The sequence below is a fragment of the Mesorhizobium sp. CA10 genome (assembly GCF_020165285.1).
Lineage (GTDB): Bacteria > Pseudomonadota > Alphaproteobacteria > Rhizobiales > Rhizobiaceae > Mesorhizobium.
Genome location: NZ_JAIUHV010000017.1, coordinates 1 through 20,730, shown reverse-complemented (window position 1 = coordinate 20,730; position 20,730 = coordinate 1). Strand labels below are relative to the sequence as shown.

The following is a 20,730-nucleotide window of genomic DNA, read 5'->3' as shown; positions in this document are numbered from 1 at the left end:
TTCTCTGTTTGCGCACGGCTTTCTTGCGACAGCCCCGCCTTGATGGCTGGTGTTATGGATGGAGCATGATGTTGCCCGAAAACCGCTTCTCACTTTTCGGCATCATGCTCTAAACCAATTCCCTGCCCTTGGCGTCGATGGCGTTGGCCACCGCCTCGTCGGTCGCCTCGTCGGGCAGCAGCATCTCGTTATGCGCCTTGCCCGACGGGATCATCGGGAAGCAGTTGGCCAAGGTCGCCACGCGGCAGTCGAACAGCACCGGCTTCTTCACCGTGATCATCTCGCGGATCGCGTCGTCGAGCTCGTCCGGCTTGTCGCAGCGAATGCCGTGGCCGCCATAGGCTTCCGCCAGCTTGACGAAATCCGGCATCGCCTCGGTGTAGGAATGCGACAGCCGGTTGCCGTGCAGCAGCTGCTGCCATTGGCGCACCATGCCCATATACTGGTTGTTGAGGATGAATATCTTGATCGGCGCCTCGTATTGCACCGCCGAGCTCATCTCCTGCATGGTCATCTGCACCGAAGCATCGCCGGCAATGTCGATGACCAGCGCGTCGGGATGCGCGATCTGCACACCGAGCGCCGCCGGCAGGCCGTAGCCCATCGTGCCCAGCCCGCCCGAGGTCATCCAACGGTTCGGCTTGTCGAAATGATAGTGCTGCGCCGCCCACATCTGGTGCTGGCCGACCTCGGTGGTGATGTAGGTGTCCTTATCTTTGGTCAGTTCGTAGAGCCGCTGGATCGCGTATTGCGGCATGATGACGTCGTTGTTCATCTTGTAGGCGAGCGAATCCCGCGCCCGCCATTTCGCGATCTGCTCCCACCAGGGATAGAGCGCCTTCTTGTCGACCTTGGCGGTCGCCCGCCACAGCCGCACCAGATCCTCCAGCACCCGGCCGACATCGCCAAGGATCCCGACATCGGCATGGACGTTCTTGTTGATCGAGGACGGATCGATGTCGATGTGGATCTTCTTCGAGTTCGGCGAGAACGCACTGAGCCGGCCGGTGATGCGGTCGTCGAAGCGCGCGCCGATGCAGACCATCACGTCGCAATCATGCATCGCCATATTGGCTTCGTAGGTACCGTGCATGCCGAGCATGCCGACCCAGTTCTTGCCGGACGCCGGATAGGCGCCGAGCCCCATCAGCGTCGAGGTGATCGGAAAACCGGTGAGATCGACCAGCTCGCGCAGCAGATGGCTGGCTTCCGGACCGGAATTGATGACGCCGCCGCCCGAATAGATGATCGGTCTCTTCGCGCCCGCCATCAGCTCCACAGCGGCCTTCACCTTCTCCAGATCGCCCTGGACCTTCGGCTGGTAGCTGGTGCGCGGCGCCGTCTGCGGCGGCACGTAGATGCCCTTGGCGAACTGCACGTCCTTCGGGATGTCGACCACGACCGGGCCGGGACGCCCCGTCGTCGCGACATGGAAGGCCTCATGGATGGTGGCGGCGAGCTGGTTGACGTCCTTCACCAGCCAGTTGTGCTTGGTGCAGGGCCGCGTGATGCCCACCGTGTCGCATTCCTGGAAGGCGTCGGAGCCGATCAGCGAGGTCGGCACCTGGCCGGTCAGGCAGACCAGCGGGATGGAATCCATCAGCGCGTCCTGCAGCGGCGTCACCGCATTGGTGGCGCCGGGGCCGGACGTCACCAAAAGCACGCCGGCCTTGCCGGTCGAGCGGGCATAGCCTTCGGCCGCGTGGCCGGCGCCCTGCTCGTGCCGCACCAGAATGTGCTCGACCTCGTCCTGCTGGAAAATCTCGTCATAGATCGGAAGCACGGCGCCGCCCGGATAGCCGAACACATGCTTGACGCCGTTGTCCTTCAGCGCCTGCACCACCATTTCAGCGCCCGTCATTTCGCGCCGCTCGTTCTGTCCGTTGCTCATCGGTCTGGTCCCGTAATGTTCGCCGCCTGGCGATTTGCTGGTCGTTTAGTCGTGTTCAAGGCAATAAAAAAGGCCCCCGAGGGAGCCTGTGTGATGCGCATGGGAGGTTTTCGCCCGGCGGTTACACCGCCTTGCCCACGCGCCAGCCTACGAGAATGAGTGCCGTTTTCATGGGCGCGGACAATAAGGGCCAAAACGCGGGCTCGTCAATGGGGTCCAGCGCGAATTCACTCGCCTGTGAGAGACGGCGCCTGCGCACAACCACCCACAGCTACCATAGTACAGTTGAGCGTCGCTCTCCGACGCACCACTATACGCTGGCAAAAGACGTGCGAGGAGGACGCATGGCTGGCGAGCACATACGCGAGATCGAGCAGGTCCTGTCCGGCGTGCGATCGTCTCGCGACGATGTCATAGTTCAATCCTGGCTGCGCTGCATCGATACCCGTCGACTCGACCCGGCACGGCCGATCCAAGCCCATATCGTCCTAACAGATTGATTTCATTGCAATCGCTCATGAGCATCGCGGTTGGCAGGCTGCTTACTGCTCATGCCGGACTCTAGCAAAGTGGAGGAGAACAAATGCTCGAGAGAACACCCACCACCAAGGCGCAAGCGCTGCTCGACAAGTTCGGCAAGGCGCTGGAAGCCGGCGACATCGACAGCGCCGTCAACTGCTTCCAGGCCGATTGCTACTGGCGCGACCTCGTCACCTTCACCTGGAATCTGAAGACGATGGAGGGCCAGGACCAGATCCGCGACATGCTGCAGGCGACGCTGGCCAGCACCAAGCCGGCCGGATGGGCGGTGGCCAAGGGCGAGGAAGCGAGCGAAGACGGCGGCGTCATCACCGCCTGGATCACCTTCGAGACGAGCGTGGCGCGCGGCTTTGGCCTCGTGCGGTTCAAGGGCGACCTGATCTGGACCCTGCTCACCACCATGGCGGAGCTGAAAGGCCATGAGGAGAAGGCCGGCTTCACGCGTCCTCTCGGCGCCAAGCACGGCCACGGCAAGGGCCGCAAGACGTGGCGTGAGGAGCGCGACGACGAGATCGCCGAGCTCGGCCACACCAAGCAACCCTATGTCGTGATCATCGGCGGAGGCCAGGGCGGTATCGCGCTCGGCGCCCGGCTGAAACAGCTCGGCGTGCCTACCATCATCGTCGAGAAGAACGAGCGTCCGGGCGACTCTTGGCGCAAGCGCTACAAGTCGCTCTGCCTGCACGACCCGGTCTGGTACGATCACCTGCCCTATATCGACTTCCCGAAGAACTGGCCGGTCTTCGCGCCCAAGGACAAGATCGGCGACTGGCTGGAAATGTACACCAAGGTGATGGAGCTGAACTATTGGTCTTCCACCACCGCCAAATCCGCCAAATACGACGAGAAGGCCAAGGAATGGACGATCGTCGTCGAGCGCGGCGGCAAGGAGATCGTGCTCAAGCCGAAGCAACTGGTGCTGGCGACCGGCATGTCGGGCAAGGCGAACTGGCCGAAATACAAAGGCCAGGACATCTTCAAGGGCGAGCAACAGCACTCCTCGACCCATCCCGGACCGGACAAATACCGCGGAAAGAAGGTGGTGGTCATCGGCTCCAACAACTCGGCCCACGACATCTGCGCGGCGCTGTGGGAAGGCGGCGCCGACGTGACCATGGTGCAGCGCTCGTCGACCCACATCGTCAAGTCGGACACGCTGATGGATATCGGGCTTGGCGCGCTCTACTCCGAGCAGGCGGTGGAGAGCGGCATGACGACGGGCAAGGCCGACATGATCTTCGCTTCATTGCCCTACCGCATCTTGCATGAGTTCCAGATCCCGCTTTACCGGCAGATGAAGGAACGCGACGCGAAATTCTACGACGACCTGGAAAGGACCGGCTTCATGCTCGACTGGGGCGACGACGGCTCGGGCCTGTTCATGAAATATCTGCGCCGCGGCTCCGGCTACTACATTGACGTCGGCGCCTGCGACCTCGTCATCGACGGCTCGATCAAGCTGAAGAGCGGACCGGGCGCCGCGGTGCAGGAACTCACCGAAACCGGCGTCAAGTTCGTTGACGGCACCGAATTGCCGGCTGACTTGGTGATCTATGCCACCGGCTACGGCTCGATGAACGGCTGGGCCGCCGACCTCATCTCGCAAGAGGTGGCGGACAAGGTCGGCAAGGTCTGGGGCCTCGGCTCCGCCACCACCAAGGATCCGGGTCCCTGGGAGGGCGAGCAGCGCAACATGTGGAAGCCGACGCAGCAGGAAGCGCTCTGGTTCCACGGCGGCAACCTGCACCAGTCGCGCCACTATTCGCAGTATCTGTCGCTGCAGCTCAAAGCCAGGCAGGTCGGCCTGCCGACGCCCGTCTATGGGCTGCAGGAGGTGTACCACAAGAGCTGATGCACGGCGCTCTCGCAGAAAGCAGAAGCCCGGCCAACCGGGCTTCTATCATCTAAGCCGCGTTTTCAGCCGCGAACTTCTTCACCACCCGCTCGAGCAACGGCACGTAGTCGCGAAAGGCCCGCGTCTTCATGTCGGCGATTTTGCCGCTTTCGTCCCAGATGCGCACGCGCACCGCTTCCTCGTGGAAGGGATTGCTGCGGAACTCAGCCACCTCCTCCGCGCTCATCGGCCCGCCCTGCAGCGACAGCGTATGCACCGAAGCCGGCGACAGCTTGCTGAAATAGGTCGGATCGGTGGCGCAGAGATAGCGCTTGGCCGAGACATGCAGCCTAACGCATTCGACGATGAGCGGCGGGAAGAAGGGCGCCAGCACCTCACCGCCCGCCTCGTCATGGTGCTTGTCCTCGACGTCGTCGGGCGAATAGGTGCCGAACTCGCTGGTGTAGTGGCCGATGTCGTGCAGCAGCGCCGCCGCCACAAGCTCCTCCGGCGCGCCGTCCTGTTCGGCCAGCCACGCGCCCTGCAGCATATGCTCCGACATGGTGACCGGCTCGCCGAGATAGGATTCGGCGCCGCGGCGCTCGAAAATATCGGCGATGAATTCGACGATGTTGCCTGCGTTCAATTCGTTGGGCTTCATTCCACCGCCTCCTTGCAACCATGCTCGATCGCCGCAAGCGTCGACAGCACGCCGTCCTTGTCGGCGTAGCAGCCCTGCAGCCAGCGCTTGCCGCTGCCGGAAAACGCCTTGCGCGCATGCATGACGCGGGTGTTGTCGACGATGAAGGATTGCCCCGCCTCGAGCTTGAACGTCACCTCGAAGGCAGGATCCTCGATCAGCTCGGCGAAACGGCGATAGGCCGCGTAGTATTTCTCCATGTCGGCGAAGGGCACGTCGACCGCCGGCGCCAGCGAGCGGTTGTTGAAGCGGATGCAGATGAGCTCCCCATCGGGCCCGAGCTCGATCATCGGCCGCTTGGACTGCAGCCGCACGCCCGACGAGCCGGCATATTCGAAACGCGCCGGACAGGAAGAGAGCAGCCGGAAGCCATCCGGATTTTCCGACTGAAGTGCGGCAGCCACCGCGAACCCGTCGATGACGCTGGACTCGCCGCCTTCGACCGTGTTCTCGATGCAGGCGAGGATCTGCAGCGTCGGCACCGGATCGCGATAGGGATTGTCGGTATGCGCCTGCAGCCCGAGATTGGTGTAGGCGAGATTGTTTGGATTGACCTCGGCCCGCACCTCGAACCAGCGCCCGTAATTGGTTTCCCTGATGTAGCCGAACAGGTCCGCCACCTTGCACAGCGCGCCGGATTCGGCAGGCAGACCGTCCATCACGGCAAAGCCGCAACTGCGGACCGCGGCCAGCCAGTGCCGCAGCACATCGCTGTCGCGGCTGGCATCGGCATAGGCCGCGCGCGGCACGGAATCCTGCATCGTGGCTTTCGTCCAGCGCTCAATGTCGCCTCCCGTCCAGCCGGGCTCGCGCGCCTCCTGGCGATCGTAGGCATGACTGCGCAGCCAGCCGGCGGGAAAGCCGACGGTCTTGCCTTCGGGAACGAATGTGACTTCGAGCAACTCGCCCTTGATCTCAGCCGCGCCGATCCGCGTCTCGGCCGGAATGTCGAGGATGGTGATCAGCCGCTGCCCGTTGCCGGCGCTGCGCGTCTTGTCGTCCAGCGCGTTGTCGCGCAGCCATATGGCATGGAAGCGGCTGCGCGCTCCGTCCTTCCAGCCAAGCTCGATGGTTCGTCCCTCGTCGCCCAGCGTCACTGTCGTCAACATGCCCAAAAGCTCCCATCCTAGATCCGCGGCTGCGGGTACGGATTGCATGGTGGCTTCATCAAAGGCATAATTCAAATTATCGTTTTTCGGGTGATGGCGCTAAATTTCTGATGGCTGGAAGAACTCTCGATGCGATTCCTCCGCTCGACTGGCTGCGCAGTTTCGAGGCTGCCGCCCGCCTGTCGAACTTCACCGCCGCGGCCGCCGAGCTCGGGCTCACGCAAGCCGCCGTCAGCCAGCACATCCGTTTTCTGGAGGAGCGGCTCAAAACGCGATTGTTTGCGCGTCTGGCACGCGGCGTGGCTCTGTCGCCGGAAGGTGCTGCCTATCTCCCGCACATCCAGTCGGCATTCGCGACGATCGGCAACAGCACCAACGAGCTATTCGAGCCGCGTGCCGTGCAGATCGTCAGCATCCGCGTCCCCATCTCTTTCGCGATGCTGGTGCTGGTCCCGGCTCTTCCGGACCTGGCAAAGGTGCTGCCGCAGATCCGGCTCGATCTGGTGACCATCCATCGGCCGACCGACTACGACCAGCCGGGCTCGGCGCTCGACATACGTTTCGGCAACGGATCCTTTCCCGGGCGCGAGGCCGACCGGCTGACCGTCGAGCGGCTTGTCCCGGTCGCGGCTCCGCCGCTCGCCCAAGGTGGCGAGTGGACGTCGTTGCCGCTTCTCCTGGTGGCGGGCGCGCGCGAGATGTGGGCGGAATGGTTCGCCGCCGCGGGGCTTGCCGGCCATCCCCGGCGCTCGCACCGCTTCGACAGTTTCGTCGCCGCCATGGAAGCCGCGAAGGCCGGCGCCGGGGCGCTGCTCGGCTCGCGGCCACTGATTGACGCGGCCCTCAAGGACAAGGTTCTCGTCAGGCTTTCGGATTTCGAGCTTTCGAGCCCGTCGGGCCATTTCCTGACGAGACCGTCATTAACGCGACTGTCCGGCGCGGAGCAGGATTTTCGCCGCTGGCTTCTGTCGCACATTGCCGGAAGTTCAGGATAGCGTGCCGGCCGCTGCCCCGATCCCTTTCCAATAGATGAGGGTGCCGGTGAGCCCGCCGTGTGGCTTGAGCGCGAAATCGGGGATCTCACCGGCCAAGGTGAAACCAAGTTTCTCATAAAGCCCGGCCGCGCCCTCTTCGCTGGCCGTGTCCAGCACCAGCAGCGTACGGCCTTTCTCGACGGCCACTTTCTCCGCTGCCCGCATCAGGGCGGTCGCGATGCCTTTGCCGCGATGGTTCCGGCCGGTCATCAGCTTGGCGATCTCGGCGCGGTGCGGTTGGTTGGGCGGGAAGTCGAGCAACAGCGTGACGGTGCCGGCAAGCAGCTCGCCATGCCATGCGCCCAGCACCGCCCTTTCGCCGCGCGCCGCCGCGGCAAGCGACTTGCGCCAGAAATCCCGCGCCGCCTCCGCCGACAATGGATGCATGAAGCTCACCGACCCGCCGGCGGCGACGGTCTCGATCAGCAGATCGGCGAGCATCGCGATGGTCGCCGCATCGTCGCGCAACGCCCGGATTTCAAGGGAGTTCATGCTGGTGCTCTCCAGGTGATGATATGTCGTTGACGAGGTCATTCGAAATGGCTGATGCGTTTGCGTCGTCGCGCCCGCCTGATTTCGGCGATGCGGTCGGCGTCGTCCTCGCTGAGATGACGGCCGCGCTCCAAAATCTCGAGCGTATATTCCTCGTAGGTCAGACCGAGCCGTTCGGCTCTCTCCAGCCGCATCAGCATGACGGCGTGGCTTGGCGCCTTCCAAGCCTTGTCGTGGGCGGCGCGCCAGGCGAGGAAAATGTAGGCATCGCCCTTGCCCCAGGGTGGGCCGTCATAGTCGTCGAGCGGCGGCCCGCCATTGTGCGAGCGTTTTGGCCGGCGAGACATCGGAGTCAGTCTCTGACCAGCGCCACGAGATACTCCGCCGCACCCGGTCCGGGAGCATGAAAGACGCAATCCGAGGGCGCGCCCAGCGCCAAGCAGTCGCCAGACTCGAGCCGGTGCACCACATCGCCCTCGGTGAAATCCAGCCTTCCGTCGATCAGCCATATCTGCTGTTTGATGAAGGCGTAGGACGCCGCCGGCAGACTGACCTTGGCACCTGCCGGAAGGCTGACCCTGACCAGTTCCAGCGGCATCTGCGATGCCGGCGATAGATGACGCCTGATGTACCCGGTTGCCGGATCCTGCCAGATCGGCTGCTCGTCCCGGCGCGAAATGCCGCCGCCTTGCATCTCGGCCCGTGCGATCAGCGTCGACAGCGTCATGCCGAAGGCCGCCGCGATGCGCACCAGAAGCGCCGCGGTCGGACTGGTCGTACCGCGTTCGATGGCGCTCAGCATCGCCTTCGAAACGTCCGAGCGCTCGGCCAATTCGGCAAGCGACCAGCCCCTCAGCGTTCTTTCGGAGCGTATCCGCCTCCCGATCGTGGCGGTAATACCATTCGATATATCATCCATTCGTCCAATATATCGGATTTTCTCGGCCTGGAAAGAGGCCAGTCGATCGAATTGTCACGGCGGGCTTAACGCTGCCTACACCATCCGACCTCACCTGACTTTAACCCCGATTGGGTAGGGTCGAGGCTCCAGGGGAATGGGATCAGGTCAGCCATGTTTGTCGAACGCGAAGCCTCCGTTGGCGAACCGACTTCGCAGGAGCGCCGCAACATCCAGCAGAACGACAAGCGGATTCTGGGCAATGTCGTGCAATGCGACGGCGCGCGCGCCACCATCAGTGCCCATGCCGAAGACACCGAAGGCGCGATCAGCGGCCTTTGGACGGTCGGTAAGATGATCTCCATCAATCTCGGTTCGACACGAACGGTCGGCCTTGTCTATGCCATCGGCAAATCGGATCGCGCCTGGAACCACGAAGGGCAGAATCCGATCGAGGTCAGCGTCGAATTGGTCGGCGAGGTTCGCGACGGCGTCGAGCCCGGCGCCAAGCCGGTGTTCGACCGTGGCATCACCACCTACCCGCACATCGGCGCCATTGCTCACCGCATCCGAACCCGCGACCTGCAGGCGGTCTACGATCTGGCCGGGCGCCATTCGGTGACCATCGGTACCCTGTCGCAGGATGAATCGATCGATGCCAACATCGCCATCGACGACACGCTGGCGCGTCATTTCGCCATCGTCGGCACCACCGGTGTCGGCAAGTCGACAGCTGTCTCGCTGCTGTTGCGCAAGACGATCGAAGCGCGTCCGGATCTGCGCGTGCTCATCCTCGACCCGCATAACGAGTTCGCCGCCTCGCTGCCGGAATATTGCGTGAAGGTCGATTCCAAGACGCTCGACCTGCCGTTCTGGATGTTCAGGCTGGAGGAGTTCGCCGAAGTGCTGTTTCGCGGCCGCGAGACGGTGCCGGAGGAAGTGGATGTCCTGCGCGACCTGATCCCCGCCGCCAAGAACCTTTATCGCAACCCGAATTCCGGCACCTATGTCAGGCGCGGCAGCGACGCGCTGACGGCGGACACGCCGGTGCCCTACCGTGTCGCTGATCTCATCAAGCAGATCGACGAGCGCATGGGCATGCTCGAAAGCAAGAACGACCGCCCGACCTTGAAGTCGCTGAAAACGCGCATCGAATCGGCCGCAGCCGATCCGCGCTACCGCTTCATGTTCAATTCGCGGCTGATCGAGGACACCATCCACGAAACGATCGGCAACATTTTCCGTGTCCCCAACCATGGACGCCCGGTCACCTGCTTCGAGATGGCGGGCATGCCTTCGGAAGTCGTCAATTCGGTCTGCTCGGTGCTGGCACGCCTGGCCTTCGACCTGGCGCTGTGGAGCGAGGGCCGGCTGAAGCTGCTGCTGCTTTGCGAGGAAGCCCATCGCTACATGCCGGCCGATCCGCGTCTCGGCTTCGCGCCGACAAGGCACGCGCTGTCGCGCATCGCCAAGGAAGGCCGCAAATATGGCTGCTATCTCGGCGTCGTCACTCAGCGTCCGGGCGAGCTCGACCCGACCATCCTGTCGCAGTGCTCGACCTTCTTCGCCATGCGGCTTGCCAACGAGCAGGACCAGGCCATCATCCGCTCGGCGATCGCCGATTCCTCGGCCTCGACCTTGGCGTTCCTCTCCTCGATGGGGCAGCGCGAAGCCATCGCCTTCGGCGAAGGCGTGGCGACCACCATGCGGCTGAAGTTCGAGAAGCTGCCGCAGGAGTTCATCCCGGGCACCGCGAAGGGCGAGAAGATCGATCCCTCCGTGGACGGCAACGACGTCGATCTCGCAATGATCGTCGAGCGGCTGCGCAACGTGCCGAAGCCGCAGCAGGCCATGGCCTTCGCCGAGGCTGTGGATTCTTCCCGCCAGGCCGGCGACCCGGACTACAAGAAGCCGGCCACCGCCGCGCGCGTGCAGCCGGACGACGACTTCGACACGCGCTACGGCCTGAAGCCCTCGACCTTCGGCATGCGCCAGCTCAACGATTGAACGACCAACTTCGCAAGCACAGCCAAATTCCGAACAGGAATTCATCAGGCCGGATCGAATGACGTGGCTTTCGAGAAGCCAGAGCGGAGCGGACATGTAGTCCGTGAGCACCGGAAGTCGAGAAAGGCGCGTCAGTCGACCAGCCTCACGAATTTAGTGGTGGAATTTTAGGCGCAGACGCGGTTGCGGCCCTGCTTCTTCGCCTCATAGAGCTGGCGGTCGGCGCGGCGGTAGAAGTCCTCCGCGCTCTCCTTGTGGTCCCAAACGGCAAGGCCGACGCTGGTGGTGACCTTCAGCCGCACATTGCCCGACATGATCGACATGTTGGCGACCGCCTTGCGGATGCGCTCGGCGAACCTGGCCAGCAATTCGACATCCATGTTGGGGGTGACGACGGCAAACTCCTCGCCGCCCAGCCGCGCCACCACGTCGTGATAGCGCGTCATGCCCCGCAGGCAGCTGGCGACGGCCCTCAGCACCTCGTCGCCGACGTCATGGCCATGCGTGTCGTTGACCTGCTTGAAATGGTCGAGATCGAGGATCATCAGTCCGACCGGCCTGTCGATGCGGCGAAACTCGTGAAGATATTCGCGCAGCGCATCATCGAAATAGCGGCGGTTCTGCATTCCGGTGAGACTGTCGGTGAGCGCCGCCTGCTCGAGCGTCTGCGAGCGGGCACTGAGCGAAACCGTCATGGCCCTGAGCTTGCCCTCTTCCCGCACCTGGCCGCGGATCAGCGGGTAGATGAAGAAGGTGCCGAAGAACAGCGCGGTTGCCAGCAGCGCCCCGGTGACGAACAGAAGTTTGTTGAGATAGACGATTCTGTCGACGCGCGATGCGGCATCGAGGTCGGCGGCGATGTCCTGCAACTGGCCATAGGCATGGAAGGTCACCAGGCCCGCGGCCAGGATCACAAAAATAAAGACGAAAAATGCGGATTCCGCCTTATGGAAACGCATCAACTCCCCGCGGCACTGTAGCCCCAAAGGTTATGGCATGGCCGACCTTACGGACCGTTAATCCGAACAACCCTGGCGAGAATTGGAGCCGGCGATTTTAAGGCGCTGATTGAAAAAACTTTTAGTCAGTCCTGAACAGCCGGTTCGTCGCCCGGCCGCAGCCTGCGCCACTCCGCGCCCAGCTGATGTCTGAACCATGTCGACTGGCGCTTGGCATATTGCCGGGTCGCGATCTTGGCGCGCTCAATGGCTTCGGGAAAATCCGATTGTCCGGCCATCGCCGCCTGCAGCTCCCGCACGCCGATCGCTTTCATCGCCGGCAGGTCCGGATCGAGGCCGAGCGCGGTGAGTCGACGCACCTCGTCGAGAGCGCCCTTGTCGAGCATCTGGTCGAAGCGCGCCTCGATGCGCCGGACCAGTTGCTCGCGGTCCGGCTCGATGACCAGGAAGCACGCGCTGTCGCGATCGATCAGCGGCCGTCCGCGCACCGCCTGCCATTCGAGGATCGAGCGCCCGGAGGCGTCGAGCACTTCGAGCGCCCGCACGATACGCTGGCCGTCGGTCGGCCTGAGTTGCATGGCCATAGCCGAATCCTCGTGCATCAGCAGGCGATGCAGCCTTTCGGCCCCTTGCTCCTTGAGCTCGTAGCGCCAGCGCTCGCGGACGGACGCCGGAATGTCCGGCATATCCGAGATGCCTTCGGTCAGCGCGCGGAAGTAGAGCCCGGTGCCGCCGACGAAAGCGACCGGACGGCCCGACAGCACGCCGTCTTCGATCAGCTTTGTCACGTCGCGCAGCCAGGCGCCGGTGGAATAGGCGGTGGCGGGATGGACATGGCCGTAAAGGAAATGCGGAACGCGTGCCATTTCGGCGGCGCTCGGCCGCGCCGTCAGGACGTCGAGCACCGAATAGCCCTGCATGGAATCGGTGTTGACGATGATCCCGCCATTGCGTTCGGCGAGATCGAGCGCCAGCGCCGACTTGCCGCTGGCGGTCGGCCCGGCTATCAGGGTCGCGTTCTTGATGCGGCCTTCGCCCGCCTGCCTGCCGGAATCTTCGATGCCGCTGATCGCCACTTTAGTGTCCCGTCCAGAAGCCCGCGCCGTGCCGGCCTCGCTTGCGAATATGGCCTTGCGGGCCGCCGGCGCAAGCGCCGTTCATTGGCTGGCTGAGGACGTCGCCTGCGACCTCGTTTTGCCGCAGACGCCGGATATCGGCAAAATGACCGCCAATCTGCGCGCGGCGCTGGCTTCCGAGCCGGTCGACGTCATCGTCCAACCGGCCGAAGGCAGGCGCAAGAAGATCCTGCTCGCCGATATGGATTCGACCATGATCGACCAGGAATGCATCGACGAGCTTGCCGACGAGATCGGCGTCAAGGATCATGTGGCGGCGATCACCGTGCGCTCGATGAATGGCGAGATCGCCTTCGAGCCCGCCTTGCGCGAGCGCGTCGCCTTGCTGAAAGGCCTCGACACAGCCGTGGTCGACCGCATCATCGCCAATCGGCTGACGCTCGCCGCCGGCGGCCGCGCGCTGGTGCAAACGATGCGCGCCAATGGCGCCTGGACGGCGCTGGTCTCCGGCGGCTTCGACGTCTTCACCAGCCGCATCGCCGCCATGCTGGGCTTCCAGGAAAACCGCGCCAACCGCCTGATCGAGAAAGACGGCACGTTCACCGGCATGGTGGCCGAGCCGATCCTCGGCCGCGCCGCCAAGGCCGAAGCGCTGCTCGATATCGCGAAGAGGCTCGGACTGACCACCGAGGACGCGATTGCGGTTGGGGACGGCGCCAACGACCTCGATATGATCCGTCTTGCCGGCACTGGCATCGCGCTTCACGCCAAGCCGGTTGTGGCCGAGCAGGCCCGCATCCGCATCGATCACGGCGATCTGACCGCGCTGCTCTATCTCCAGGGCTATCGCCGGGATGAGTTTTCAGAATGAAGCCGATCCGCACCGAGCGCCTCATCCTGCGCAACTGGGAAGAGCGCGACCGCGCGCTTTTCCACCGCATCAACTCCGACGAGCGCGTGATGGAATTCTTCCCGTTCCGCCGCGACCGTGCGACCGCCGACGCCATGATGGACGAATTCCGCGGGTGGATCGAGGAGGATGGCTACGGCTTCGCCGCCGCCGAGATCGCGGCCACCGGCGAATGCATCGGCTTCGTCGGTCTCCTCGATACGGATGATGTGCCATCGCTACCGGACGGCACGATCGAGATCGGCTGGCGGCTGGCGCCGGAATTCTGGGGCAAGGGCTATGTCACCGAAGCGGCTGAAGCCTGGCTCGCCTATGGCTTCGAAACGCTTGGCGTCGACGAAATCGTATCGTTCGCGGTCGCCGACAATCATCGTTCGGTCGCAGTCATGAAGCGACTCGGCATGCAAGCCGATGCGGGCGCCGATTTCGATCATCCGAGCGTTCCCGACAGCCATCCGCATCTCAAGCGGCATGTCCTCTACAGGCTGTCGCGCCGCGACTGGCAGGCACGAAAAAGGGCGGCTCGCTAGCCGCCCTATTCATTGAAACACCAATCGGTTACCGGACGTTCCGGACTCAATCCATCCGGATCGTTACGAAGCGCAGTTCGCCGGTCTTCGACGCCAGCATCAAGAGCGCGTTCTTGCGGCCCTGCTCCTTCAGCGCGCCGATCCGGTCCATCACGTCCTTCGGCGTGCCGACCGATTCCTGCGCGATCTCGGTGATCACCTCGCCGGGCTGGATGCCGCGCTCGGCCGCCGCCGAATTCTTGGCGACGTCGGTGATGACCACGCCGGACACATCGGCCGCGATGCCGAACTTCTGCCGTGTCTGGTCGTTGAGCTCGCCGACCGTCATGCCGAGCACCGAGGCCGTCGACACCGGAGGCGTCGCCTTGTCGCCCTTGTCCTGGTCGGTGTTGCCGTTCTCGCCGCTGGCCAGCTTCTCGCCGTCCTCCAGCCGTCCGAGCGTCACCTTGACGGTCTGCTCGACGCCCTTGCGCACGATGACGACGTCGACCGCCTTGCCGACCGGGCTTTCGGCGACGACACGCGGCAGGTCGCGCATTTCATGGATATCCTTGCCGTCGAACTTGATGATGACGTCGCCGGCCTGCACCGAACCGTTGTCGACCGGCCCGCCCTTGATGACGCCGGCCACCAGCGCGCCCTTGGCGGTCGCCATGCCGAGGCTTTCGGCGATGTCCGCCGTCACCGGCTGGATGCGCACGCCAAGCCAGCCGCGCCGCGTCTCGCCATACTGGCGAAGCTGGTCGACGACGCCGGCGGCAAGCTGCGAGGGGATGGAAAAACCGATGCCGATCGAGCCACCCGACGGCGAGATGATTGCCGTATTGATGCCGATGACCTCGCCCTCGGCATTGAACAGCGGGCCGCCGGAATTGCCGCGGTTGATGGCGGCGTCGGTCTGGATGAAGTCGTCATAGGGGCCGGAATTGATGTCGCGGTTGCGCGCCGAGACGATGCCGACCGTCACCGTGCCGCCCAGGCCGAACGGATTGCCAATCGCCATCACCCAGTCGCCGACGCGCATCTTGGTGGAATCGCCGAATTTCACCGCCGTCAGCTTGTGGCCCTTGGGGTCGACCTTCAGCACCGCGACATCGGTCTTGGTGTCGGTGCCGACGAGCGTCGCCTTCAGCGTGACGCCGTCGGAGAAATTGACCTCGATATCGTCGGCATCGGCGATGACGTGGTTGTTGGTCACCACAATACCCTGCTCGGCGTCGACGACGAAGCCGGAGCCGAGCGACTGCACCTTCTGCCCGGCGCCGCCCTTGTCGCCGCCACGGTTCTTGAAGAAATCGTCGAAGAAGTCCTGGAACGGCGAGCCCTCGGGCAGCTGCGGCATCGGCACCGCGCCCGGCCCTTCCGTGCCTTTCACCGTCTGTGAGGTCGAGATGTTGACCACCGCGCCAAGCAGGCGCTCGGCGAGATCGGCGACCGAGGGCGGCCCGTCGGAGGCGATCGTCGGCGTGACGAAGGACGGGACGGCAACAATGCCGACCGCGAATGCGGTGGCGCCGGCGAAGACCATGCGCCGCGCCGCGCGCAACAGGGTGTCGGATATCATCGTGGCCTCCCGGTGTGTCTGAAAAGGGCAGGCGTTTTCCGCAAAGACGCCCTGTTCGGCTCATGTTGGCAAGAAATACGGCACGTTTGCGGCTATGCCAGTCTTCTCAGGATAAATCGTCCGTCGCCGCGGCACCAATGAATTTCATCAGCCGCGAACCAGCCACACAATGGCGACGCCAACCGCGATTGCCGCCAATCCTCCGAACCGCAGCGCGTTCTCGGGCATCGACTGCATTTCGCTCGCCAGTTTCCCGGCAAGGCCCGGAAACCCGCCATAGACCAGGCCCTCTATCACCAGGACCAGCCCGATCGCCGCGACAAAGTCCTGCACCGCCGCTACTGGGCGGTGCTGGGTTGGGCGGCCGGTGCGGCAGGCGTCGCGGGCGCGGCCGGCTGCCCGGGCTGAGGCTTGCTGCCCGGATCGCGGAAGTAGCGGAAGAACTCGGATTCGGGCGAGAGCACCATCGTCGTTCCGGTGCTGTCCAGCGCCGTGCCGTAGGCATTCATCGAGCGATAGAAATCGAAGAAGGCCGGATCGCGCTTATAGGCGTCCGCGAAGGTCGCGCTGCGCTGCGCCTCGCCTTCGCCGCGCAGGATTTCCGATTCCTTCTGCGCCTCGGCGACGATCTCGACAACCTCGCGGTCGGCACGCGCCCTGATGCGCTGCGCGGCCTCGTTGCCGCGCGCCCTCAGACGCTCGGCTTCCGCCAGGCGCTCGGCCTTCATGCGGTCATAGGTCTGCTGCGAGACCTCCGCCGTCAGGTCGGTCCGGCGGATGCGCACATCCTCGATGTCGAGGCCGAGCGAGGTCGCGTCGGGGCGAAGCTGATCGCGCACCTCGCGCATCATGACGCCGCGTTCCTCCGAAAGCGCGGCCTCGAAGTCGCGCAGGCCGTAGACACGGCGTAGCGCCGCATCGAGACGTGTCCGCAGCCGTGCCTCGGCCAGTTCAACCTGACCGGACACCGCCGCGCGGAACGTGCGAGGATCCGAGATGCGATAGGCGATGAAGGCGTCGACCTCGTAGAACTTGCCGCCCGAGACCTGGACGCGGATGTTGTCGAGGTCGAAGCGCATCACCCGCTTCTCGACCATCTGCACGCTGTCGGCATCGAAGAAGGCGAACGGCGCCTTGAAGTAGATGCCGGGCTCGTTCTTGACGTCGATGATCTCGCCGAACCTGAGCACGATCGCCTGCTGGCCGGCATTGACCACGAACACCGCGGAGTAGAGCAGGAACAGAAGGACGGCAGCGATGACGGCGATGATGGGAAGACGGTTGGCCATCACTGGTTGCCTCCCGTCGTGACGCCGCTCAGCGGGGCCGGCGCCGGCTGCGCTTTCGGCTGCAAAGCCGGCAGCGGCAGGTAAGGCAGCACGCCCTGACCGTTCCCCTGCTCGACGACGACCTTGTTGGAGTCCTTCAGGATCTTCTCCATGGTTTCGAGGTAGAGGCGCTTGCGCGTGACGTCGGGCGCCTTGGCATATTCGTTGTAGACGGAGATGAAGCGCTGCGCCTCGCCTTCCGCCTCCTGCACCACGCGATTCTTGTAGGCGGCGGCGTCCTCGCGGACCTGAGCCGCCTGGCCGCGCGCCTGGCCGAGCTTCTGGTTGGAATACTGGTTGGCCTGCTCGACGAACTTGTCCTCGTCCTGCTCGGCGCGCTGCACCTCGTCGAATGCGTCGGCCACCTCGCGCGGGGGCGCTGCGTCCTCGATCGAGACTGCGTTGACCTGGAGACCGGTCTTGTAGCCGTCGAGCGTGCCCTGGATGATCTCGCGCACCCCGGTTGCGATACCCTGGCGGTCGTCGCGGAAGATGTCCTGCGCCGGCCGCCGGCCGACGACTTCGCGCATGGCGCTCTCGGCGACCTGGGTCAGCATGCCGTCGGGATCTGAAACATCGAACAGATAGGCTTTGGGATCGGAGACCTGGTAGGCGACCGAGAACTGCACGTTGACGATGTTCTGGTCGCCCGAGAGCATCAGCCCGGAGCCGCTGCTCGACCCGCCGCCGATGCTGACGAGCTGCTCGGAGATTTTGGCGGTCTCGACCGTTTCGATCGGCCACCAGTGGAAATGCAGGCCCGGCTGCGAAAGCTCGGACTTCGGCTGGCCGAAGCGCAGTTCGACCGCAACCTCGTCGGGCTGCACGGTATAGATCGCCTTGAAGGCCCACAGCACGATGAGCGCCACCGCGATCAGCCCGAGCACGGCCGGGCTCGCGCCGCCGCCGCCCGGAAGCGCGCGTCGCAGCCTGTCCTGGCCGCGGCGGATGATGTCCTCAAGATCGGGGGGCGAACCCTGCGGGCCGCTTGGCCCTTTCGGTCCCTGCCCCCAGGGCCCCTGATTGCCGCCGCCGCCCCATGGGCCGCCGCCACCGCTCTTGTCGTTCCAGGGCATGAATGTCCTTTCGCTTCGGTTCCCTCAGGCCTTGCGGCGCAATCCTAGCGCATGACCACGAAAACCCATATCGGTTTTCGAAAAGGAATCATGCCCCAAAATCAAAGTATTACGGCGGCCTGTTGCGCGTCCGGTTGGACGCGCGCCGCTGCAACACCGTTCTTCTATAGGGACGCCTTGACCCGCTTTCAACGCGATGTGCCATCGTCCCCGTGCGATTTGGACGGGTAGCGACCCTTTGTCGTCGTCAACGATCGTCGCGCCGGCGCTCGTAAACGGTGTAACGCGTGGCGTGGCTGTCTTTCTCGCCGGCAGGAAAATCCTCGGCGCTGACGACCTGCCAGATGCTTGGATCGATCGGCGGGAAATGCGCATCGCCATCGACGCTGGCCAGCACATGGGTCACATGCAGCCGGTCGGCAAGCGGTAAGGCCTGGGCATAGATCTCGCCGCCACCGACCACGCAGATCTCCTCCGCTCCCGCCATGCAGCGGCCGCGCACCTTGGCGAGCGCGATCGCGTCATCCAGCGAATGGGCCACCTCGATGCCCTCGGCGCGCCAGGCCTTGTCGCGCGTCACCACGATATTGAGCCGGCCGGGCAGCGGCCGGCCGATGCCTTCATAGGTCTTGCGGCCCATGATGATCGGCTTTCCCATCGTGTCGGCCTTGAAGCGCTTGAGATCGGTGGAAAGCCGCCACGGCAGGCCGCCTTCGCGGCCGATCACGCCGTTTTCGGCGATGGCGACATAGATCGCGATATCCATCAGCCGCCGTTCCCGCCATTGTCCGACGGCTCAAGCAGAAGGATGTCGATATCGTGCTCGGGATAAAAATCCTTCGCGGTGACCTCGAACGTCGTCGGCCCGACCTTTTTGACATTGTCGCCGCAAAACGAGACGAGGTTTTTTGGGGTGCCCTTGTCGATGGTGAGCTTGAAATTGCCAATCGTCCCGGCCGCCCAGTTGCCGCCGGTGGTCAGGATATAGGCGATGCGGCTCTCGTAATATTTCGGATAACCGTCCGGATTTGCCTTGGCCGCCTTGCGCACCGCGTTCTCGAACGTCTGATCCATGCAATAGCGGGTCTTGTAGGCCGCATACTGGCCCTGGAACTGCCCATCATAGAAAAAGCTGACCGAGGAGGTGCCCCCGACGCTGGGCTTGTAGCGGTGCGAGACATGAACCTCCTTGTTGGCCGGGAAGGTCGAGCGCCACCAGTAGGTCGAGCGCAGCTGCCAGAACGGCGCAAAGGTGGTTTGCATGCCCGAGCCGTCATCGGCGGTATCTTCGATGATGATGCCGCGATCTTCCCAGTCCTTGGCGATATCCTTGGGCAGCTTCGCCAGCACCGCCTTGGCGGCGCCGCCGAATGGATAGAGCGGCACGTTCTGCGCCTTGAGGTCGGCGGTGATGTCGATGCCGAGCGCCAGCGCCTTTTGCTCCAGCTGCGGCTTCGCATCGACGCCGTCGATCGTCACCTCGAAGCCGAGGAAATTATCGCTCTGAGCCTCCGGGATTGCCGGCATCTCGTTCGGATCGCCCTCGATGTCGGGCATCGGGAACGCGACTATGGAGCTGACATCCTTGTCGGTGTTGTTGCGGAAGACATAGTCGACCGTCACCTTCTCCGGCGAGATGAAAAGGTCCTCGCTCTGCATGGCGACGGCGTCGCTGCGCGACAGGATCAGCCCGCCTGTGCCGAGCTCGGCGACGGAATCATTGGCGAAGGCCGGAGCGGCCGTTATTACAAGCGCTGCGGTCGTTACGGTGCGTAACATGGACCCCCTCCTCTGTGCCGCGATACCCGGATCAGCCGGATGCGCTCTTCCATCTACCCGTTTCAAGATAGCGTTTCAAAGCCCTTCGTCACCGGATACGGGTACTTCTGGACACCGCGTCGCCGATCGGGCAGGAGATCGCCATGCGCAAGCTTCTCGTCATCGGCATCGGCGCCGGCAATCCCGACCACATGACGGTCCAGGCCATCGACGGCCTGAACCGCGCCGACGCGCTGTTCATTCCCGACAAGGGAGCGAAGAAGAACGATCTTGCCGATCTGCGCCGGCAGATCTGCGACCGCTTCGTCACCAATCCGAAATCGCGCCGGGTCGAGTTCGATGTGCCGGTTCGGGCCGAACCGACATCGTCCTATCGTGTGACAGTCGACGACTGGCACGAAGCGATCGCCGATATCTATGAGGCTCTGATCCGCGACGAGCTTGCCGAAGATGGCTGCGGCGCGTTCCTGATCTGGGGCGATCCGTCGCTCTATGACAGCGCGCTGCGCATCCTCGAGCGCGTGCGCCTGAGAGGCAATGTCGGTTTCGAGCTCGAGGTCATCCCCGGCATCACCGCGATCCAGGCGCTGGCCGCCGCCCACGCGACCGCGCTCAACCGCATCGGCGATTCGATCCTGGTGACGACCGGTCGCCGGTTAACCGAAGAAGGACTGCCAGCCAATGCCGGCTCCACCGTCGTCATGCTCGACGGCAAATGCGCCTTCAACACGCTTGCCGACAAGGACGTCCTTATCCAGTGGGGCGCCTATCTCGGCACGCCCGACGAGATCGTCATCTCCGGACGCCTGGGCGACGTCGGTGCCGAAATCGAAAGGGTTCGTGAAGACGCCAGACGAAAGAAGGGCTGGATCATGGACATTTATCTGCTGAGAAAATCAGGGGAGTAAGGGAGTAGGGGAGTAAGGCAATAGAGAGCGCACATCGCATGCGCAGGCGGCCAGGACGTCACATCCTACTCCCCTACTCCCCTACTCCCCTACTC

At 64.0% G+C, this 20,730-nt stretch carries 20 protein-coding genes; 6 read left to right on the top strand and 14 right to left on the bottom strand.

All coding sequences use genetic code 11. The features are described from left to right. Positions 1 to 109: 109 nt before the first annotated feature. Complete coding sequence (locus LB535_RS26350) at positions 110 to 1,891, bottom strand: acetolactate synthase 3 large subunit (RefSeq protein ID WP_140839856.1); 1,782 nt, start codon at positions 1,889 to 1,891, stop codon at positions 110 to 112. A gap of 583 nt (positions 1,892 to 2,474) precedes the next feature. On the opposite strand from LB535_RS26350, the gene LB535_RS26345 reads away from it, so the two are divergent. Next, a complete protein-coding gene (locus tag LB535_RS26345) occupies positions 2,475 to 4,283 on the top strand; it encodes an NAD(P)/FAD-dependent oxidoreductase (RefSeq protein ID WP_224634253.1) in 1,809 nt (602 codons plus the stop codon). A 52-nt stretch (positions 4,284 to 4,335) separates the two neighbouring features. Here LB535_RS26345 and LB535_RS26340 read toward each other — a convergent pair whose 3' ends face one another. Both LB535_RS26340 and LB535_RS26335 read right to left on the bottom strand, forming a co-directional pair. After that, a complete protein-coding gene (locus LB535_RS26340; protein ID WP_224634252.1) occupies positions 4,336 to 4,926 on the bottom strand; it encodes an HD domain-containing protein in 591 nt (196 codons plus the stop codon). Further along, positions 4,923 to 6,074, bottom strand: a complete 1,152-nt coding sequence (locus tag LB535_RS26335) for a gamma-butyrobetaine dioxygenase (protein WP_224634251.1) — start codon at positions 6,072 to 6,074, stop codon at positions 4,923 to 4,925. The genes LB535_RS26340 and LB535_RS26335 overlap by 4 nt, the downstream gene beginning before the upstream one ends. A 110-nt stretch (positions 6,075 to 6,184) precedes the next feature. Between LB535_RS26335 and LB535_RS26330 the strand changes: the two genes are divergently transcribed. Further along, entirely contained in the window at positions 6,185 to 7,069 is an 885-nt protein-coding gene (locus LB535_RS26330) for a LysR family transcriptional regulator (RefSeq protein WP_224634250.1), read from the top strand. Here the strand turns inward: LB535_RS26330 and LB535_RS26325 are convergent. The 3 genes from LB535_RS26325 to LB535_RS26315 are packed head-to-tail and all read right to left on the bottom strand — an operon-like array spanning position 7,061 to position 8,519. Beyond that, complete coding sequence (locus LB535_RS26325; protein WP_224634249.1) at positions 7,061 to 7,600, bottom strand: GNAT family N-acetyltransferase; 540 nt, start codon at positions 7,598 to 7,600, stop codon at positions 7,061 to 7,063. The genes LB535_RS26330 and LB535_RS26325 overlap by 9 nt on opposite strands. Positions 7,601 to 7,638: 38 nt before the next feature. Then, positions 7,639 to 7,947: a hypothetical protein gene (locus LB535_RS26320; protein ID WP_140839842.1), complete on the bottom strand. Its 309-nt coding sequence runs from the start codon at positions 7,945 to 7,947 to the stop codon at positions 7,639 to 7,641. A 5-nt stretch (positions 7,948 to 7,952) separates the two neighbouring features. Beyond that, a complete protein-coding gene (locus LB535_RS26315; RefSeq protein ID WP_224634248.1) occupies positions 7,953 to 8,519 on the bottom strand; it encodes a helix-turn-helix domain-containing protein in 567 nt (188 codons plus the stop codon). A 153-nt stretch (positions 8,520 to 8,672) separates the two neighbouring features. On the opposite strand from LB535_RS26315, the gene LB535_RS26310 reads away from it, so the two are divergent. Then, complete coding sequence (locus LB535_RS26310; protein ID WP_224634247.1) at positions 8,673 to 10,505, top strand: ATP-binding protein; 1,833 nt, start codon at positions 8,673 to 8,675, stop codon at positions 10,503 to 10,505. 167 nt (positions 10,506 to 10,672) lie between these two features. Here LB535_RS26310 and LB535_RS26305 read toward each other — a convergent pair whose 3' ends face one another. After that, entirely contained in the window at positions 10,673 to 11,464 is a 792-nt protein-coding gene (locus tag LB535_RS26305; protein WP_224634246.1) for a GGDEF domain-containing protein, read from the bottom strand. A 125-nt stretch (positions 11,465 to 11,589) separates the two neighbouring features. Next, positions 11,590 to 12,534, bottom strand: a complete 945-nt coding sequence (gene miaA / locus LB535_RS26300; protein ID WP_224634297.1) for a tRNA (adenosine(37)-N6)-dimethylallyltransferase MiaA — start codon at positions 12,532 to 12,534, stop codon at positions 11,590 to 11,592. Between miaA and serB the strand changes: the two genes are divergently transcribed. Together serB and LB535_RS26290 are read left to right on the top strand one after the other, a co-directional pair. After that, positions 12,524 to 13,411: a phosphoserine phosphatase SerB gene (serB, locus tag LB535_RS26295; RefSeq protein WP_224634245.1), complete on the top strand. Its 888-nt coding sequence runs from the start codon at positions 12,524 to 12,526 to the stop codon at positions 13,409 to 13,411. The genes miaA and serB overlap by 11 nt on opposite strands. Continuing rightward, positions 13,408 to 13,980 carry a GNAT family N-acetyltransferase gene (locus tag LB535_RS26290; RefSeq protein WP_140839832.1) on the top strand — a complete coding sequence of 191 codons (573 nt, stop codon included), beginning with the start codon at positions 13,408 to 13,410 and terminating at the stop codon, positions 13,978 to 13,980. Before serB ends, LB535_RS26290 begins: the two co-directional genes overlap by 4 nt. 46 nt (positions 13,981 to 14,026) lie before the next feature. On the opposite strand, the gene LB535_RS26285 is transcribed toward LB535_RS26290, so the two are convergent. The 6 genes from LB535_RS26285 to LB535_RS26260 all read right to left on the bottom strand — a co-directional run bounded on the left by LB535_RS26285 (position 14,027) and on the right by LB535_RS26260 (position 19,727). Continuing rightward, complete coding sequence (locus tag LB535_RS26285) at positions 14,027 to 15,544, bottom strand: DegQ family serine endoprotease (RefSeq protein ID WP_224626145.1); 1,518 nt, start codon at positions 15,542 to 15,544, stop codon at positions 14,027 to 14,029. 147 nt (positions 15,545 to 15,691) lie between these two features. Beyond that, positions 15,692 to 15,877: a DUF2065 domain-containing protein gene (locus tag LB535_RS26280; RefSeq protein WP_224634244.1), complete on the bottom strand. Its 186-nt coding sequence runs from the start codon at positions 15,875 to 15,877 to the stop codon at positions 15,692 to 15,694. A gap of 5 nt (positions 15,878 to 15,882) precedes the next feature. Further along, positions 15,883 to 16,833: a protease modulator HflC gene (hflC, locus tag LB535_RS26275; protein ID WP_224522814.1), complete on the bottom strand. Its 951-nt coding sequence runs from the start codon at positions 16,831 to 16,833 to the stop codon at positions 15,883 to 15,885. Beyond that, positions 16,833 to 17,948: an FtsH protease activity modulator HflK gene (hflK, locus tag LB535_RS26270; RefSeq protein ID WP_140839826.1), complete on the bottom strand. Its 1,116-nt coding sequence runs from the start codon at positions 17,946 to 17,948 to the stop codon at positions 16,833 to 16,835. Before hflK ends, hflC begins: the two co-directional genes overlap by 1 nt. 247 nt (positions 17,949 to 18,195) lie before the next feature. After that, complete coding sequence (locus LB535_RS26265; RefSeq protein ID WP_224545409.1) at positions 18,196 to 18,714, bottom strand: dihydrofolate reductase; 519 nt, start codon at positions 18,712 to 18,714, stop codon at positions 18,196 to 18,198. Continuing rightward, positions 18,714 to 19,727 (bottom strand): DUF4424 domain-containing protein, encoded by a 1,014-nt coding sequence (locus LB535_RS26260; protein WP_224634243.1) that lies wholly within the window; start codon positions 19,725 to 19,727, stop codon positions 18,714 to 18,716. The genes LB535_RS26265 and LB535_RS26260 overlap by 1 nt, the downstream gene beginning before the upstream one ends. 143 nt (positions 19,728 to 19,870) lie before the next feature. Between LB535_RS26260 and cobF the strand changes: the two genes are divergently transcribed. Continuing rightward, complete coding sequence (gene cobF / locus LB535_RS26255; protein WP_224634242.1) at positions 19,871 to 20,635, top strand: precorrin-6A synthase (deacetylating); 765 nt, start codon at positions 19,871 to 19,873, stop codon at positions 20,633 to 20,635. Positions 20,636 to 20,730 lie beyond the last annotated feature (95 nt).